Raw genomic sequence first — 17108 nt, forward strand, 5'->3', positions numbered from 1 at the left:
AAGTAAGTGGTGAAAAGTAAAAGAATTAAGAGTCCCTATTAATAAGACCTCATCTTGAATTTTTTCTCGAGCTCCAGCACGGCATTTCGGAAAGAGCTATCAGCATCCATGAAGTTATTCACATTCTGCACTGCGTGAATTACTGTAGAGTGATCTCTACCTCCGAAGTGATAACCTATGGACTTCAAGGAGTGATTTGTGAATTCCTTACAGAAATACATCGCTACCTGACGAGCAGTAACAATCTCCTTTTTACGGGTTTTTGCCTTCAAATCATCCAATGCGATTCCATAATATTCCGAAACAGTCTTTTGGATAAAATCAACTCCAACTTCAGTCTCAATATCCTTGATGATGTTTTTCATCACCGTTTTGGCAAGCTCTAGACTGATTTCCACACGGTTCAGGGAAGCATGTGCAATAAGCGAAATCAGGATACCTTCCAACTCACGGACGTTAGTATCCACCGTATAGGCAAGGTATTCTACCACATCGTCAGGAATAATAATCCCTTCAGACTGCATTTTACGACGGATGATTGCTACCCTTGTCTCAAAATCAGGCATCTGCAAATCTGCTGTCAGTCCCCATTTGAAACGGGAAAGCAAACGCTCTTCCAAGCCATTCAGATCCCTAGGAGGGCAATCTGAGGTCATGATAATTTGCTTTTTGCTTTGATGAAGATGATTGAAAATATGGAAGAACATCTCTTGAGTCCTATCCTTTCCAGCCAAAAACTGAATATCATCAATAATCAATACATCTACTTGCATGTAGAAATTGGTGAAGCTTTTCACATTCCCATCCTTGATGGAATCCATGAATTGATTGACAAATTTCTCTGAAGAAACGTAGAGCACAAACTTATTGTCGGGACCATTTTTGATCTCATTACCAATGGCCTGCACCAAGTGAGTTTTACCCAGACCTACTCCACCATATACCATCAAAGGATTGAAGGACGTGATCCCTGGCTTAGTCGCTACAGCAAAACCTGCCGAACGAGCAAGACGATTACAGTCTCCTTCTATATAAGTAGTAAAAGTATAAGTCGGATTTAGATTACTGTTTGTCAAAGCCTCGGCGTTGAGCGACTTCATCTCAAATGGAGTTTTGTCTGGCTCTACCGGCGCTTGAGGTTTCTTATTTCCGGAATTCCCCTGAGGAAATGAAACTACATAGGGCTGATTTGAAGAGTTTCCTCTATCAACTACCACAGCATATTCCAACCTGCCACTTTGACCCAAAGTAGTCTTGATAGCAATTTTCAATTCCTGCACATAATTATCCTCCAGCCATTCGTAGAAGAATTGGCTAGGAACCTGAATCGTCAACGACGTGCCTTCAAGTTTGACAGGATTTATGGGCTTAAACCAAGTTGAAAAGCTCTGCTCATTGACGTGTTGTTCGATAACACGTAAACATTCATTCCAAACGGCGCTAGCTTCTGAACTCATTAGAGAAAATTTCTGAAAAACAAAGTCCTCGCGGTAGGTGCAAGGGTGTCAAATTTGATGAAAATTAACTTAAATAAAAAATTGATTTAAGCTTGAAAATATGATTTTTTGAACAGCCTATGTTTTCCCACCAAAGGAAATTTGGTCATAAAAACCTTTTAGGATTGGCGGATTGACATTAAGACTATTTAACCCACAATTTCGCTCCTAAACAGCAACTATCTTAGGTTTCAGCTTATTAGAAACTGAGGAAAAATAAATCAAAAAATTTATGCTATTCATTTTGGCTCTTGATTTCCCCTGCATTTTCCTATTTTTGATAAAGACCATTTCGTTTTAGTCTTAGGAATAAAAAAATGGTTTTTAATCGAAGAAATTCGGATTCAGTAAAATACTAAACCCAACTATGACAAATCAGGACTTTTATTCATTTCCACCTTCCAGCAAAAAGGCTTGGATTGATCAGGTAAAAAAGGACCTAAAAGGGAAAGATTTTGATGAAGCACTATCTTCCAGACTTTGGAATGAAATTAAAATTCAGCCTTTCTACACATCAGAAGATTTAGAGGCTCCAAGAGCTCAATTTAAATTTCACCCAGTATCCCCTATCCCGGGGGTATCTCCTCGAATCTGGTCCAATCTCGTTTCTATTTTCCCTGATAACGAAAAAGATGCTAACCAAGAAATCCTTCAATCCCTCCAAAACGGAGCAGATGGACTTGCACTGCATTTAGATGGGACAGAAAACCTAAATCAAATTTTAAAAGCAGTTCATACAGAATTCATATCTACCAATTTCCTTCCTACAGGAGAAACCGCATTATCTTTTCATATGATCCAAGACTGGATAGAATCAGTTCATCTCAAACCTAGCATGCTGAATGGAGCTGTACTCTGGTCCCCTTGCGATGAATTGTTTCGATCTGGGGAAAATTTCAACTCAGGGATTAGCCAAGCGGCACAAGCTATACATGATTTCAAGGAATTCAGAGAGTTTTACCCGATGACCATAGATCTGTCTCGCTATGCAAATGCAGGAGGAACGGGAATACAGGAGCTGACTTTCGGCTTGGGAGAAGTCATCGAGTTGATAGATCATTTATCCAAAAAAGCTATTTCACCAACACAGGTATTTGAAAACTTGGCCTTTCATACTGCCGTAGGAGATTCGCACTTCGCCGAAATCGCTAAGGTAAAAGCATTACGGAAGTTGGTCCTAGAACTAGCTTCCAACTACGGAGTGCAGATCGAAATGGAGAGCATCCACATTATCACTTCCACCAGCGAATGGAGCAAATCAGTTTTAGATAAAAACACTAATCTCATCCGGCAGACCTACGAAGCCATGGCAGGGATTCTGGGCGGAAGTAATTCTCTTTGGGTAAAACCTGCTGAGGGCAAAAATGCATCTATCCTAGAAAAAAGGATCGCAAGAAATGTTTCTACCATCCTCAAAGAAGAAAGTTACTTGGACAAAGTCATGGACCCAGCAGCTGGGTCCTACTACCTAGAAACTCTACAAGGAGAAATAGAAAAATCCGTAATCACTGCACTACAAGAATTGGAAGATAAAGGAGGCTGGCTCAAAAGCTTTGAAGAACGAAGTCTTCATAAAGAAATCCGAGCTTCACGCGTATCCGCCCAAAAGAAAGTATTGGCAGATTCGCAGATAAAAGTTGGAGCAAATAAATACCTCGCCAAAGGCAAGTTGGAAAAGCATCTTCCTTTTGAGAACATTATCGAGAAAGACTTTGAGCTGCTCCCCAGCCGAGCGACATACTTTGTAGAACAAAACACCCTGAACAAGGCATGAGACCAGATATAAAAAATTGGAAATCTGCAGAAATTCAGAATCCTGCAAAAGAAGATGTAGCTAATTGGGAGGCACCAGAGCAAATTTCTATTCCGCCAGTCTTCGAAGCTGAGCATGTAGCAAAACTTTCGCATGTGAATTTTGCTGCAGGAATTCCGCCCTATTTACGAGGTCCCTACAGTACCATGTACCGCATGCGAGCTTGGACAATTCGTCAATACGCAGGTTTTTCTACCGCAGAAGAGTCGAATTCTTTCTATAGAAAAAACTTAGCTGGAGGTCAGAAGGGACTTTCAGTAGCATTTGATCTGGCTACTCACCGAGGATATGATTCGGATCATCCACGGGTAGTGGGCGATGTAGGGAAGGCAGGTGTAGCTATCGACTCGGTAGAAGATATGAAGATCCTTTTTGATCAGATTCCGCTGGATCAGATGTCAGTTTCTATGACGATGAATGGAGCCGTGATTCCAATTTTAGCTTTTTATATCGTTGCTGCTGAGGAGCAAGGAGTAAAACCAGAGCAACTCAATGGCACGATTCAAAATGATATTTTGAAGGAATTCATGGTCCGCAACACCTATATATACCCCCCACAGGCTTCCATGCGGATCATTGCAGATATATTCAAATTCACTTCGGAGCGCATGCCCCGATTCAATTCTATCTCAATTTCCGGCTATCACATGCAAGAAGCAGGTGCGACGGCGGATATTGAATTGGCATACACGCTAGCTGATGGATTGGAGTATTTGAGAACAGGCGTGAAGGCTGGTTTGGACATTGATAATTTTGCTCCTAGGCTTTCATTCTTCTGGGCGATCGGGATGAACTACTTTATGGAAATCGCCAAGATGCGTGCTGGAAGATTACTTTGGGCAAAAATCGTCAAAGAATTCAATCCTAAATCTGACAAATCCCTTGCTCTAAGAACGCATTGCCAAACTTCAGGCTGGTCCCTGACCGAACAAGATCCTTATAATAATGTAACTCGAACGGCCGTCGAAGCGCTTGCTGCGGTGATGGGCCACACACAATCTTTACACACGAATTCTCTGGATGAGGCGATCGCTTTGCCTACAGATTTTTCAGCTAGAATTGCCAGAAACACGCAACTGGTGCTTCAGGAGGAAACAGGCGTCACTAAAGTAGTTGACCCTTGGGGCGGTTCACATTATGTGGAATTCCTGACTGACCAGTTGGTACAGCGCGCCTGGACTTTGATCGAAGAAGTAGAAGAATTAGGAGGAATGGCAAAAGCCATAGAAGCTGGATTGCCCAAACTTAGGATTGAAGAGGCTGCGGCCAAAAAGCAAGCGAGGATCGACAGCGGAAGAGATATTATCGTTGGCGTAAATCGATACCGAGTAGAAGAGGAATCTGAAATAGAAGTTCGAGATGTGGACAATCAAGCCGTCAGAGAATCTCAACTAGCTAGACTGAAAACCGTCAAATCATCCAGAAATCAGGAAGAAGTCAAGAAAAGTCTTCATAACCTTACGCAAGCTGCAAAATCTGGGAAGGAAAATCTACTTGAGTTGGCAATTGATGCAGCTAGAAAAAGAGCTACTTTGGGAGAAATATCAGATGCCATGGAAGAGACTTTTGGTCGCCATCAAGCACAAACTAAATCTATCACTGGAGTTTACGCAGCAGAAGTGAAAAATCAGGAATCCTTTAAAAAAGCACTTGTACTATCAGACGAATTTGCAGCGCTGGAAGGCCGTCGTCCAAGAATCATGGTGGCCAAAATGGGTCAGGACGGACATGATCGCGGTGCCAAAATCATAGCAACCGGTTTTGCAGACATGGGTTTTGACGTGGATATTGGACCACTTTTCCAAACTCCGGAAGAAGTCGCACAGCAGGCAATAGAAAATGATGTTCATATCGTCGGAGCATCTTCTCTGGCGGCAGGTCATAAGACCTTGGTCCCACAATTGATCCATGCCCTGAAGAAAATGGGAAGAGCGGACATTATGGTGGTAGCCGGTGGAGTGATTCCTTCCAAGGATTATCAATTCCTCAAAGATGCCGGCGTATTTGCCATTTTTGGTCCCGGCACCGTTCTCTCAGAAGCTGCAGTTGAAATCCTGGAGAAATTGATTGAAGAATGATATCCTTAATTCTATTTTGAAAACAAACGGAGATCAAACTCAAAGGTACTTATTGAAGTAATTTCAACTTCTCTAAATCTTCCATGAGACGGATTAATCAAAAAATTAAAGTCTCCAGAAACCACCACAGATGGGACTTTGAAAATTAAGAATTCGTTATCGGAGTTACTCAGATATTTTCAATCTGTAATTCTCCCCAACGAAGGAAAGGCACTGAATTTTTAGGGTTTGTATCCAGCGAACTTTAGTTATATTAAAACCCTAAATGAAAAAAATCACTTTTGTATATGATCCGGAAACGGAGCAGGAAAAGCTTGAGGAGCTTTTGGGTAGACTTGACCCCAAGCCTGAACGTCATATTTCTTATGCTGAGCTCAACCTAAGCCAGTATTCCTCGGAGGACTGGTTGGCTTGCTCCCTTTCAGACGTTCATCTAAAAGAACTCCTTGAGCAATTAAAAGACAGCGAAATCAACATCGGGCTACTTCCTCATCCTAAAATGGAACAGGGAAAAAAAGGCTTTGGCATAAACTCGAAATTTGAAAAAGCTTGGGAGGAAATCCAGCAAGCAGAGGAGATTCCGAAAATTGATCTGATGCAGGTCAATGAGCAAATGACCTTCAATTCCTTGGTTATTGGTACTTCGCTAAGCATTTTATATTCTAATTCTGCAAGTAATTTCTTTGAAGGAATTAAGATAAGATTTGCCCAACTTCTGAAACTTTTCCGAAGGGTAAAACTCAAGTCATATACTATCAAATACAAGAATAGTAAAGACGAAGAACAAACTATCGAAACTGCCGCAATGGGAATATTGGCTGTTGCCCACTGTGAAAGCAACTTAATTTTCCGAAGAGTGATCCAAGATTCAGGATTGGATGATGGCAGAATTCACCTCCTGATTTTGGCTCCCAAAAGCCTTGTTTCTCTAATTCAGTTTGGACTACAGAATTTATTTTTTCCCGTAAAAGACAACACCCTTCCCCGCTTTGTAGGCTATATCTCCACCAGTGAAGCAGTGATTTCATCCTCAGAAAACATACAATTTGCACTAGACGGAGAAGAGGGTGAAGAAAAAGAGCTAACAATTATTCTAGTCGAGGAAAACTTCAAACTGCTTCCAGGCTTGAGTATTATCGAAGCTGAACAAAAAGATGGTCCAGCAGAAATCAATGCAAACGCCCTCCCTACAGGAAGGTTAAAAGAAGAACTTCTTCACTCCTATTTACCTTGGGTACGTCACGCCACTTCGGAGGAATTCAAGGACTTGTTTTCACTTCTGAGAAAGAACTCGATGACCAGCTCCACCTATTTGGTGCTGATGGCTTTATCTACCATGATTGCCACATTTGGTCTTTTTGGAGATTCAGCGCCAGTGGTAATTGGTGCGATGATTTTAGCACCTTTGATGGGGCCTATTATTTCTTTGGCGATGGGCGCACTTCGTCAGGATAGCTTACTGATCAAAAACAGTTTCATTACCATATTTTGGGGGGTTATCATCGGGCTATTCTTTTCCATATTGATTTCACTCATCACGCCTTTAGAGGTGTTAAACGATCAAATTTTAGCCAGAATACGCCCTAATTTATTGGATTTGGGTATTGCTATTGCCTCAGGAATCGCAGGAGCATACGCTTACTCTAAAGAGGAAATCAACAAAACACTGGCAGGTGTCGCTATTTCCGTAGCCTTGGTCCCACCTCTGGCTGTCGCAGGAATAGGAATTGGTTGGATGGACTGGGGAGTGTTTGGTGGAGCGATGCTTTTGCTCGGCACCAACCTCGCAGGGATAGTAATGTCGGCCTCACTCACATTTCTAATGCTTGGATTCTCTCCCTTTCGCTTGGCAAAAAGAGGCCTATTGATCAGTCTAGGAATACTAATCGCCATCGCCTTACCATTAGGCCTGAGTTTCAATAAGATGGTTGAAGAAAACTCTATCATTCAAAATCTCAGTGGTAAAGAAATCCCTCATGGCTTACTTAGAAATGTGAAGGTGGTTCAAATGCAACCTTTGAAATTGTCTGTAACTATCCTCTCAGAAAAGGCACTAGACGAACAGGATTTCAAAGAAATTCAAGAGGAAATTGAAGAAGAAATTGGACAAAAAATCGCTCTTGAATTAACCTTAGGCGTAAGAATGAGTGAAAGTGAGTAACAAGTTTCTAGACAGGAATTAAATCACAATACCAAAATCCGTAGGTAGCAGGATCTTGCTTTTCCTTAGAAAAACACTGATCAGACTCATCCTCAGTTTTCGGTGCTTCATACTTTCTAAGGACAATTTCTCCTTTTTCAAATGCTATGGGTTTCTTGAATATTGGCCCATCATATACAAAAGTGTGGAATTCACCATTTTCACCACAGGGATCAACATTGGCTGGCAGCTCTTTCAAAAAGTCTTCATCAATCACTCTTCCCACAAAGCTTTTGTCCAAATACTGCTCATTCACACAGGTAGTAATGGTCTTGAAACCTAAGTCCAAAAACTCATGAATCAAGGTATCTGTAGGCTGATTCCAAAGTGGGAAAACACCTTTCAAATCCAATTCGGCCAATTTACTTTCTCGATATGTTCTTAGGTCTTCCAAGAAAATATCACCGAAAATCGAAGCTGTAACTCCCTCCTTCTTCAATTTGGAAAGTGTCTCCCGCATCGTTTCTTCATATACTGCCATCGACGGCATGTCTGGAACTTCCATTTTCACCAGAGGAATCCCAATACTTTCAGCCTGAGCCTCCAGCAAATCTACACGAACTCCGTGCATCGATATACGCTGATATTTCTGAGAAATACTGGTAAGCAAACAAGCAATTTCAAAATCTTGAGACTGTTGCAGTTTGTATAAAGTAAGTGCGGAATCTTTGCCACCACTCCAATTCATCAAGGCTTTCTCTGTAGGTTTCATCTTAGCAAGATTGGTTTATAATCATAATAATGCCCTATTTCAACAAATTCATTTGTTGAAATAGGGCAACAAAAATTAGGACTTGTTACTCCTTGGCTCGAGTCAGTTTCAGCTCGCCCGTATCAGACTTAATCAATATCTCATTTTCAGAGATTTGCTCTCCCTTGTGTTTAATATTCCTGTCCTGAATAAAGAAGTCATAGGTGAAGGTTTTACCATCTGCCTTGCCATTTTCCAAAACAATTTGGCCCATTTCACTGCCAATTGTCCCCGTAAGGGCATCTTTCTCAACTTTGAAATTAAATACTAAGGCTAAATCGCCATTGGGAGTTGAATAGGTTGAGTTCCATTTTCCGGAAATGTCACTTTGTGCATAAGCCGTCATTCCGGCCAATATCAACACGACAAAAAGCATTGAAATTTTCTTGAAATTCATATGTATTAGGTTAGCGGTTATTGATTAATAATTGGAATATAACTGAAATAGATGAGTATGCGAAAGCTGAATTAAAACATCAGGTAATCAGGATTTTTGTCTATAAAAAACCGGATACAAATTTCCTCGTATCCGGCTTTATTTGAATAATATGCTCTTTTTAAATTAATTTTTTGGCATCTCTTTTCTTGGAAGCATCTCGTCTCTTTGTGCCGTATTGTACACAAAAGAAGCGATAACAACTGCCATTTGTCTCAAGTCATCCAACTCCAAACGCTCGAATGTATCCATATTAGTATGGTGCGTACGTGTACGGTATTCGATAGGATCTTGGATAAACTGAAAACCAGGGATGCTCAAGGCATCAAAACTCTGATGGTCTGTTCCGCCCGTGTTGCTGATGGTGATGGTACGATCATTTACAATATCATCTAGTGGAGTAAACCAGTCATTGAAAATTGGTGCTACTGCCGCATTGCCCTGAAGGTAGATTCCTCGAACTTTTCCTGTACCATTATCAATATTGTAATAAGCAGAAATTTTCTCATGCTCAGGCTTCAACTCCATCGTCTCACGATCTCCAAAGTGATTTTTTACATATCCTCTAGATCCGTATAAACCTTCTTCCTCACCGCCCCAAAGTGCGATTCTAACTGTTCTCTTCGGCTGAAGACCTGTAGTCTGCAAAATTCGAACTGCCTCCATCATCACGATACAACCAGATGCGTTATCCGTAGCACCGGTAGCACCATGCCATGAATCTAAGTGTCCGCCAAGCATCACAACTTCAGATTTCAAGGTAGGGTCAGAGCCAGGTATTTCAGCAATCACATTGTAACCTTGAAGATCATCTGTTCTGTAACGAGTTGTCACTTCAGCTTCCAATTCTACCTCGACGCCATTTTCAAGAAGACGAGCCATTAGATTTACATACTCAGGAGCTGTTTCTAGCGTAGGAATACCTTCTGGAGTATCCTTCATAAATCCTCTTGGGCTACTAGTGAAAAGTGTACCATGACGACCATTTACGCCTTTAATAATCAACTGAGCACCTTCTCCGGCGATGAATTCATTGATCTTCTGTCCCAAAGCTCTTGCTGCTCTGAACTGAGCTAACATTTCTGGAGTATAGCTACTTCTATTATTCCCACGTGGAGCAGGATGCTCCATTCCATGCAATTGCTCCGCTGTATAACGAACTGCATCTGGCTCAAAAGTTGGCTCTTGAGTCCCTGATGGCTTAATAGCAATGATTGCTCCTTTTAGTTTGCCCCTATACTTCGCAAAGTCATCTTCAGTTTTGATGTCAAGAAACACTACTTTACCTGAAACTTCGCCCTTAGTACTTTCCGTCCAAGCCATTGGAACAGCAATAAATGGCATGTAGTAAGGTTTGGTCATGGCCACATAGGTCTTTTCCATCTCCCAGCCACGACCGAATTCACCGAAGGCTTCTTTATTGGCATTTTTCAAGCCCCAGTCGCTAAGTTGCTCCACTGCATAATTCATGGCTCTCTCATACCCCTCCGAGTTCATCAAGCGCGCACCAGACTTATCGATAAGATTGAAAGCTATTTCTTCAACCTTAGAATTTTCTAGGCCTTCTTTTTTGATTTTTTCAATTGCCTCAAGTTCAACATCTTGGGCAAAAGTCATCCCAGCCAACAACAAGGCTGGTAAGAATAATAATTTTCTCTTCATAAATATTAGGGTTAAGTATTGGTGTTTTTATTTGAATTTATGTCGAAACATAAATTTCAGGCTCAATTTAGACCAATAAATAGGATCATTTCTGCTGCTCGTGTAAAAGTCAGTACTCACTGAGGATTATATCATCGGCTATTTCCGAGTTGGGAGCAAGTTTCGAAGACAATCAAAATTGAATTGCTTCTACTAACAATTGTATAAAACGCTGGACAAACCATCAATACCGCCTAATTTATATTAATACCGACGGTTGACCAGCCAAATTTACATTTTCAAAAAAAGAAGTTCAATATTCTATTCTTAATTACCCGAAGGCAGCATATTTCGGATGGCAGAGATTTTCCATTGCTCTGTCTCCATCACCACCACAAAGGTGCTCCACATCTTGCGAGTAGTACCATCGGAGTTTTTAATTTCATAGCGTGCATCAACGATGGCCACCTTTGGATTAACAAAGCGAATAGATTCTACTTTCAGTGTTCGCTCTCCAGGATTTGAAGCAGAGCTAGACATCATACCTTCTATTGCAACTGCAATCCCGTCTCTCCATACACCCGAGGAAACTAGCTGATCGATATCTATGGTCAGAATTTGTCTCAAAAGTGTAGAATCCTTGGTTTCCCGTGCTTTTGAATAAGAATTTATCAAATTGATAATCTCTTGACTTTCTTCCTTGGTGAGCTCAGAAGTTTGAGCGAAAGCCGTTGAGCTCAGTAAAAGGAAGAAAAGGATACTAAAGATTTTCATGGACTCGTTGGGATTTGCCAGTATAGGCTTTTCAATTTGAAGTAATTTACACCTTTTCTAAAAAACTACATAAGTCCAGCTCCAAGAGAAACAGTACCTCTGTGACCTCTGCGCGACCTTTGCGCACTCTGCGGTTCAATAAAATCACAAAAAAGCCACCCATTACTGAGTGGCTTTAAGAATATTTACAGTAAGTAAGATGATTCGAAAATCCAGCTTCTTGAGAAGTAGGACAACTGTGAAGTTGTATAGTTACTGATCTTCTCCTCGGAGTTTGAGGACCGAACCATCCAACAGGTCAGAAATTCGAATTTGGCAAGCCAAACGTGAAGTAGGAAAGTACTCCGGCAGATTCTCCAACTGATCCAATTCTGGATCTGTGGCTTCGCCCAATTCATCCTTACCTTCTAGTATTTCGATGTGGCAGGTACCACATAGCGCCATGCCTCCGCAGGTTGCCAAAATTGGATATTCGTATGCTTTGAGGATTTCCATCAGGTTGAAGCCCATATCATCTGGCGCTTCGCAATCTTGACGATTTCCTTCTTGATCTTCTACAGTGAAATTAACCATGCTGCAAAAATAGTATTAAAATGAATTCACACCATTAACGGTCGTGTATTTGAAGCTCAATTTCTGATCTGGATACACATATTTGAAAGCAGAGTGCATCATAATCGCCGCTTCGTGGAATCCACAAAGGATCAATTTCAACTTACCAGGATAGGTATTGATATCACCGATAGCATAGATTCTATCTACTCCAGTGGAATAGTCTCGAGTATCTACTTCAATTGCATTTTTATCAATACTCAATCCCCAGTCAGCAATCGGCCCAAGCTTTGGACTCAACCCAAATAATGGAATCAAGTAATCTGTTTCTATCTTGATTTCTGCTTTACTTTTATCCAGGAAGGTAACCGTATCCAGCACACCATTTCCTGAAACTTCCTTCAAGTTAGCTGAAAGGATCAAATCAATTTTACCTTGATTAGCCAAGTCAAAAACTTTTGCCGCAGAATCAGGAGCACCACGGAAGGTCTCATTTCTATGAACCAAGGTTACTCTTTTGGCAACTTTCGAAAGGAAGATCGTCCAATCCAAAGCAGAATCTCCACCACCTGCAAGAATCACCTTCTTATCACGGAAGGTTTCTGGATTCTTTACCATGTAAGTAATTCCTTTGCCTTCGAACAGACCCAAATTTTCTACGACTGGTTTTCTAGGCTCAAAACAACCCAAACCACCAGCAATGATGATCACCTTTGCATGAACTTTGGTCTTGTCGCTTGTGGATACTATAAATGATCCATCCTCCTGCTTATCCAGATGATCTACACGCTCACCCAAGGTGAAGGTCGGAGAAAATGGTTTCGCCTGCTCCATCAAATTATCCACCAAATCCTGTGCATTTACTTCCGGATAACCCGGAATATCATAAATGGGCTTTTGGGGATAAATCTCCGAAAGCTGACCCCCCACTTGTGGAAGGGCATCGATGAGGTGACAGCGCATTTTCAGCAAACCAGCTTCGAACACTGCAAAAAGGCCTACGGGGCCGGCTCCGATAATACAAAGGTCTGTATGGATCATGATGTATGCATATTTGGGGTGTTTCCCCGGTTAAAAATTTTCTTGTTTATGATAACTAGCTATTGACCTAATGATTCTCCATTGAGATTTTGATAAATCGTATTGAGAATCCTCTTAAATTCTTCGAAATCATGAGGACTTAAATTCTCCCAAGCTTTCTCCCTAATCTGATGAATCTCCGGTCGCAAAGAAGTGACTTTGGATACGCCTGTCTCAGTCAAATGCAACTGAAAACTACGTCTATCCTGAGGATGCGGCACTCGCTCTACATAGCCTTTTTTGCTAAGCAAATCGATGATGCGAGTAAGCGTAGGATGGTCCTTAAATACCAAATTCGCAAGTTCCGTCTGACTCAAAGCATCATTTTCCGATAGATTTTTCAGCACCAACCACTGATCTACAGTCACATCAAAATCTCCCGATTTGAACTGCTGCTGAGCATATTGCTTCACTTTACGGGCCGTACGGTCCAATAAAAATGAATACTTCGAATATTGCTCTTGTGTCATACCAATAGTTAGTGTGACAAATATATAAAAAATCTGAATCGTGATTGCAATTCTCTAGTATTTTTATGGGGTTTATAGGTTATTGAATTTCAAATTTGAAATTTCAAATCTCAAATTGAGAAATATATCAATATCCATATTTCCCTTGCCACTTCGAGCTAAGGTATTTTCTCAATTCATTTTCTCTCGCATTTTCTCCAGGATCATACAATTTCAAGCCTTTGATTTCATCGGGCAGAAATTCCTGATTTACAAAATTCCCCGGAAAGTCATGGGAATACTTATAGGCTTTTCCATAGTTCAAATCCTTCATCAACTTGGTAGGCGCATTGCGAAGATGAAGCGGAACAGATAGATCTCCCTTCTCTCTCACCAAAGCCTGTGCTTGGTTGATAGCCATATAAGCAGCGTTGCTTTTCTGCGAACTCGCTAGGTAGGTTACGCATTGCGAAAGAATAATTCTCGACTCTGGATATCCGATGATCTTTACCGCGTCAAAACAATTGGTGGCCAAAAGCAAGGCATTAGGATTTGCATTCCCTATATCCTCAGATGCCAAAATCACCAAGCGTCTGGCGATAAACTTCACATCCTCTCCCCCTTCGATCATCCTAGCTAGCCAGTACACCGCTGCATTAGGATCAGAACCGCGGATTGATTTGATAAAAGCTGAAATTATATCGTAGTGCTGCTCACCGGATTTATCGTAAAGCGCAACTTTCTGCTGTGCAATTTGCATCACTTTTTCATCGGTGATAACACAGGGATCTTCATTAATCCCATCGATTACTATTTCCAATAGGTTCAGCAACTTTCGCCCATCTCCTCCTGATATCCGTAAAAGCGCATCCGTCTCCTCGAGTTCCACTTTGATTTTTTTCAATTCAATATCCTGTTCCAAAGCCTGATGAACCATGGCTTCGAGTTCAGATTTCCCTAGCGAATTGAGTGTAAAAACCTGACACCTTGAGAGCAAAGCGGCATTGACTTCGAAGGATGGATTCTCAGTAGTCGCTCCTATCAAACGGATTACGCCTTTCTCCACAGCTCCTAAAAGCGCGTCCTGTTGAGACTTATTGAAGCGATGGATTTCATCGATGAAGAGTACCACTCCTTGCTGAAACTTTGCTTTTTCGATCACCTCACGAATATCCTTTACTCCAGAACTGATCGCACTTAGCGTATAAAAAGGTGCTTTGATCGCGTTGGCAATAATATTTGCAATGGTCGTTTTGCCCACACCTGGAGGTCCCCAAAGAATCAAGGAAGGCACATTGCCTGTTTTGATGGCTTTAAACAAAAATGACTTGGGTGAAGATAAATGCTCCTGTCCGATTAGGTCTTCCAATCGGGTTGGGCGCATACGTTCTGCAAGTGGAGTATTATTCATATTCTAAGGAGGCTTAAGGTTTGCAAGATACTAGACAAAAAAGAAAGGCCCCTGAGGGCCTTTCATATTTATGACAAAGATTGTCTTACTACATTTTCAGAAAAGAACTTAATCTTTGATCACCTGAATCCATCCTTTGATTTCATGAACTTCTCCAGCTTGATCAGTCAGTTGCAGTACGTAGAAATAGGTGCCAGCTACCTGACCTGGAGCATTCCAATCATTCTTATAATCATCAGATTGGAACACATGGTCGCCATATCTGTTGAATATCACGATCTCAGCATTTGCAAACTTACCTAAGCCTTTGATCTCAAATGTATCATTGTTTCCATCCTGATTAGTTGGTGTGATCACATTCGGAATATGGAATGGCAAGATTGTATTCACATCTGTATCGACATTATCCAAAGGAGTGATTTCGTCTCCATCAGATTCAACTTCAACAGAGTTAACAATGCTACCAGAATCTCCAGCTTTCACCTTAATCGTGATCGTAATGCTACCGCCCACAGGGAAGTAAGGAACTGTCCATGTTATTCTGCTACCTGTCACTGAGGTGCTTACTACTATTTGATCTGAACTTGTTTCTGCACTAGAAGATAGGTAAGTCACGTTGTTTGGAAGATCATCAGAGATTACCACCTGATTAGCATCCGTATCACCATTATTTACCACCACTACTACATATTCAAATTCATCACCTTCATAGATCTCAGCCTCATTACTTGTTTTGGAAATAGCAAGATCTACCTCATCGTTCACAAGAGTGATAGTCACGATGGCATCATCCATATTATCTGGATCAGCTACTTCAGTCAAGGTATAATGTAAGATGTATTCCCCAGCTGGGTTCATGCCTGGCAGGATGGAAATCTCACCATTATCATCCACCATCAGACCAAGGATTCCTCCGAAGTCAGTAAACTGGATATCCACATCAGCTGGGTCTGGCCTATTTCCATTCAACAGATCATTGTCAAGGATATTACCTATGACTCCACCATAGCTGATTGGGAATTCCCCGAATGGATCATCATTAGCAATCAACTCACTTGGAGTAGCATCATGACATGCATAGCCAAATCCAATATCTATCAATCCGCTTTGAAGGATGGTACCCGTAAGGGTAGTAGGAGTAGTAAATCCACATGTCAGATCTTGGACATTCTCCATTCTACTGATTGGACTTGACAGTATTTTCACCAATCCCGAACTACCAATAGTCACCGCGTTTGCAGTAAACACTGGATCATCATCAATCGAAATAGTGAATTCTCCGAATTGACCTCCTTGAGGAAGAGAATGTTTCCAATAGCCATATTTACTAACAGTCTCTGTAGCAACATATCCATTCGGACCAGTGATTTCTAGGTTCTGACCATCAGGATTTCCAAATCCAGCAGCATTTAGTTCTAGCCAGTTTTGAGGACCGTTATAACTACCATCTCCATTGAAATCTATCCACTCCCAATCCTTAAGATCTATAGAAGTGCCAGTCATCAAATTCTCTGTTACTTGACCATCGTCGTTGGCATCATACCACTCATTTTGCAGACCATCTTCATTGATATCGTACCATACAAGACCATGAATTACTGGTGCGCTGTCGTTATCATTGTATCCGAAATTAACAGTCTGGAATTGACAAGGCTCTACAACAACAGTCTTTTTGCTTGGACCATCGGAATACAGTGAATTGTTCAAATTCAAGTTTCTATCAATCACTTCTACTGTGAATTCTCCAGCACCTGTATCTGTGAACAGATATCTACCATTTGCATCGGTAACGCCTATTTTGTCAGCGTTCTGACCATCAACAGATGTCAACAGTATTGGCACCCCGGCTAATCCTGAATTGTCAGATTCATCATATACAACACCTGTAATCAGTGTCGTGTTAGTACATACGATATCTACCACTGCAGTATCAGAATCTGTCACATCCATTTGATTAGGATCCAAGCCTGTTACATCTGCCGTGTTTTCTATTGGTGCCAAAGCAAGGTAATCATCGAAGGTCACCGTATATGTCGTAGTGTACATACTTGTCTCACCTGGGCTCATATCACCAATGTTCACATCCAATCCTGTCTTAGGATCAACGAGATCAACATCCGTAAGCGTCACATTACCTGTATTCGTAACAGTAAGTGTATAAGTGATCACCTGACCAGCACTTTGTACCGTGCTGACATCTGCTACTTTGGTCAATTCTATGGAGGCAAGATTAGCTGCAACAACCGTCACAGTTGCTGTGTCCATCAATTGAGCATTGGTAGCATCGGTACCTACCACATTCGCAGTGTTTACTATTTGACCTGCATCCACATCAGATTGAAGTACGGAGTAAGTAGCAGTTTCTACTACTACCTGACCTGGTGTCATTGTTCCGATTCCGATATTCAAGCCTGTCAATGGATCAGT

General features: G+C 41.3%; 13 protein-coding genes. 3 read left to right on the plus strand and 10 right to left on the minus strand.

The features are described from left to right. Positions 1–38 precede the first annotated feature (38 nt). Positions 39–1457, minus strand: coding sequence for a chromosomal replication initiator protein DnaA (gene dnaA, locus LV85_RS21230; RefSeq protein WP_111323233.1), 1419 nt, complete (start codon positions 1455–1457; stop codon positions 39–41). 406 nt (positions 1458–1863) lie between these two features. On the opposite strand from dnaA, the gene LV85_RS21235 reads away from it, so the two are divergent. From LV85_RS21235 to LV85_RS21245, 3 genes are all read left to right on the plus strand, one after another. After that, positions 1864–3270: a methylmalonyl-CoA mutase family protein gene (locus LV85_RS21235; protein ID WP_111323235.1), complete on the plus strand. Its 1407-nt coding sequence runs from the start codon at positions 1864–1866 to the stop codon at positions 3268–3270. Beyond that, a complete protein-coding gene (gene scpA / locus LV85_RS21240) occupies positions 3267–5387 on the plus strand; it encodes a methylmalonyl-CoA mutase (RefSeq protein ID WP_111323237.1) in 2121 nt (706 codons plus the stop codon). Before LV85_RS21235 ends, scpA begins: the two co-directional genes overlap by 4 nt. A 265-nt stretch (positions 5388–5652) precedes the next feature. Continuing rightward, positions 5653–7548: a DUF389 domain-containing protein gene (locus LV85_RS21245; RefSeq protein ID WP_111323239.1), complete on the plus strand. Its 1896-nt coding sequence runs from the start codon at positions 5653–5655 to the stop codon at positions 7546–7548. A gap of 7 nt (positions 7549–7555) precedes the next feature. Here the strand turns inward: LV85_RS21245 and LV85_RS21250 are convergent, their stop codons facing one another. The 9 genes from LV85_RS21250 to LV85_RS21290 form a co-directional block, all read right to left on the minus strand. After that, on the minus strand, positions 7556–8299 hold the full coding sequence (locus LV85_RS21250; protein ID WP_111323241.1) for a Dph6-related ATP pyrophosphatase: 744 nt from the start codon (positions 8297–8299) through the stop codon (positions 7556–7558). Positions 8300–8384: 85 nt separating this feature from the next. Beyond that, complete coding sequence (locus tag LV85_RS21255; RefSeq protein WP_111323243.1) at positions 8385–8735, minus strand: hypothetical protein; 351 nt, start codon at positions 8733–8735, stop codon at positions 8385–8387. Between the two features lie 165 nt (positions 8736–8900). After that, on the minus strand, positions 8901–10436 hold the full coding sequence (locus LV85_RS21260; RefSeq protein WP_111323245.1) for a M20/M25/M40 family metallo-hydrolase: 1536 nt from the start codon (positions 10434–10436) through the stop codon (positions 8901–8903). Between the two features lie 306 nt (positions 10437–10742). Then, entirely contained in the window at positions 10743–11189 is a 447-nt protein-coding gene (locus LV85_RS21265) for a DUF4440 domain-containing protein (RefSeq protein WP_111323247.1), read from the minus strand. 252 nt (positions 11190–11441) lie between these two features. Beyond that, entirely contained in the window at positions 11442–11762 is a 321-nt protein-coding gene (locus LV85_RS21270; RefSeq protein ID WP_111323249.1) for a 2Fe-2S iron-sulfur cluster-binding protein, read from the minus strand. A 15-nt stretch (positions 11763–11777) separates the two neighbouring features. Beyond that, positions 11778–12782 carry an NAD(P)/FAD-dependent oxidoreductase gene (locus LV85_RS21275; protein WP_111323251.1) on the minus strand — a complete coding sequence of 335 codons (1005 nt, stop codon included), beginning with the start codon at positions 12780–12782 and terminating at the stop codon, positions 11778–11780. Positions 12783–12841: 59 nt separating this feature from the next. Further along, complete coding sequence (locus tag LV85_RS21280) at positions 12842–13291, minus strand: MarR family winged helix-turn-helix transcriptional regulator (protein WP_111323253.1); 450 nt, start codon at positions 13289–13291, stop codon at positions 12842–12844. 127 nt (positions 13292–13418) lie between these two features. Beyond that, the gene (locus LV85_RS21285; RefSeq protein WP_111323255.1) at positions 13419–14681 is read right to left on the minus strand and encodes a replication-associated recombination protein A; all 1263 of its coding nucleotides are present in this window, start codon (positions 14679–14681) and stop codon (positions 13419–13421) included. Positions 14682–14789: 108 nt separating this feature from the next. Then, positions 14790–17108 (minus strand): DUF7507 domain-containing protein (locus tag LV85_RS21290; RefSeq protein ID WP_146260528.1); only part of this gene is annotated, 2319 nt, incomplete at its 5' end.

This window comes from Algoriphagus chordae (assembly GCF_003254055.1).
In the GTDB taxonomy this organism is placed as follows: Bacteria; Bacteroidota; Bacteroidia; order Cytophagales; family Cyclobacteriaceae; genus Algoriphagus; species Algoriphagus chordae.

Bases quoted from the DNA above. Each gene is read 5' to 3' on its own strand.
- dnaA (WP_111323233.1), bottom strand. From the start codon at position 1,457: ATGAGTTCAGAAGCTAGCGCCGTTTGGAATGAATGTTTACGTGTTATC.
- LV85_RS21235 (WP_111323235.1), top strand. From the start codon at position 1,864: ATGACAAATCAGGACTTTTATTCATTTCCACCTTCCAGCAAAAAGGCT.
- scpA (WP_111323237.1), top strand. From the start codon at position 3,267: ATGAGACCAGATATAAAAAATTGGAAATCTGCAGAAATTCAGAATCCT.
- LV85_RS21245 (WP_111323239.1), top strand. From the start codon at position 5,653: ATGAAAAAAATCACTTTTGTATATGATCCGGAAACGGAGCAGGAAAAG.
- LV85_RS21250 (WP_111323241.1), bottom strand. From the start codon at position 8,299: ATGAAACCTACAGAGAAAGCCTTGATGAATTGGAGTGGTGGCAAAGAT.
- LV85_RS21255 (WP_111323243.1), bottom strand. From the start codon at position 8,735: ATGAATTTCAAGAAAATTTCAATGCTTTTTGTCGTGTTGATATTGGCC.
- LV85_RS21260 (WP_111323245.1), bottom strand. From the start codon at position 10,436: ATGAAGAGAAAATTATTATTCTTACCAGCCTTGTTGTTGGCTGGGATG.
- LV85_RS21265 (WP_111323247.1), bottom strand. From the start codon at position 11,189: ATGAAAATCTTTAGTATCCTTTTCTTCCTTTTACTGAGCTCAACGGCT.
- LV85_RS21270 (WP_111323249.1), bottom strand. From the start codon at position 11,762: ATGGTTAATTTCACTGTAGAAGATCAAGAAGGAAATCGTCAAGATTGC.
- LV85_RS21275 (WP_111323251.1), bottom strand. From the start codon at position 12,782: ATGATCCATACAGACCTTTGTATTATCGGAGCCGGCCCCGTAGGCCTT.
- LV85_RS21280 (WP_111323253.1), bottom strand. From the start codon at position 13,291: ATGACACAAGAGCAATATTCGAAGTATTCATTTTTATTGGACCGTACG.
- LV85_RS21285 (WP_111323255.1), bottom strand. From the start codon at position 14,681: ATGAATAATACTCCACTTGCAGAACGTATGCGCCCAACCCGATTGGAA.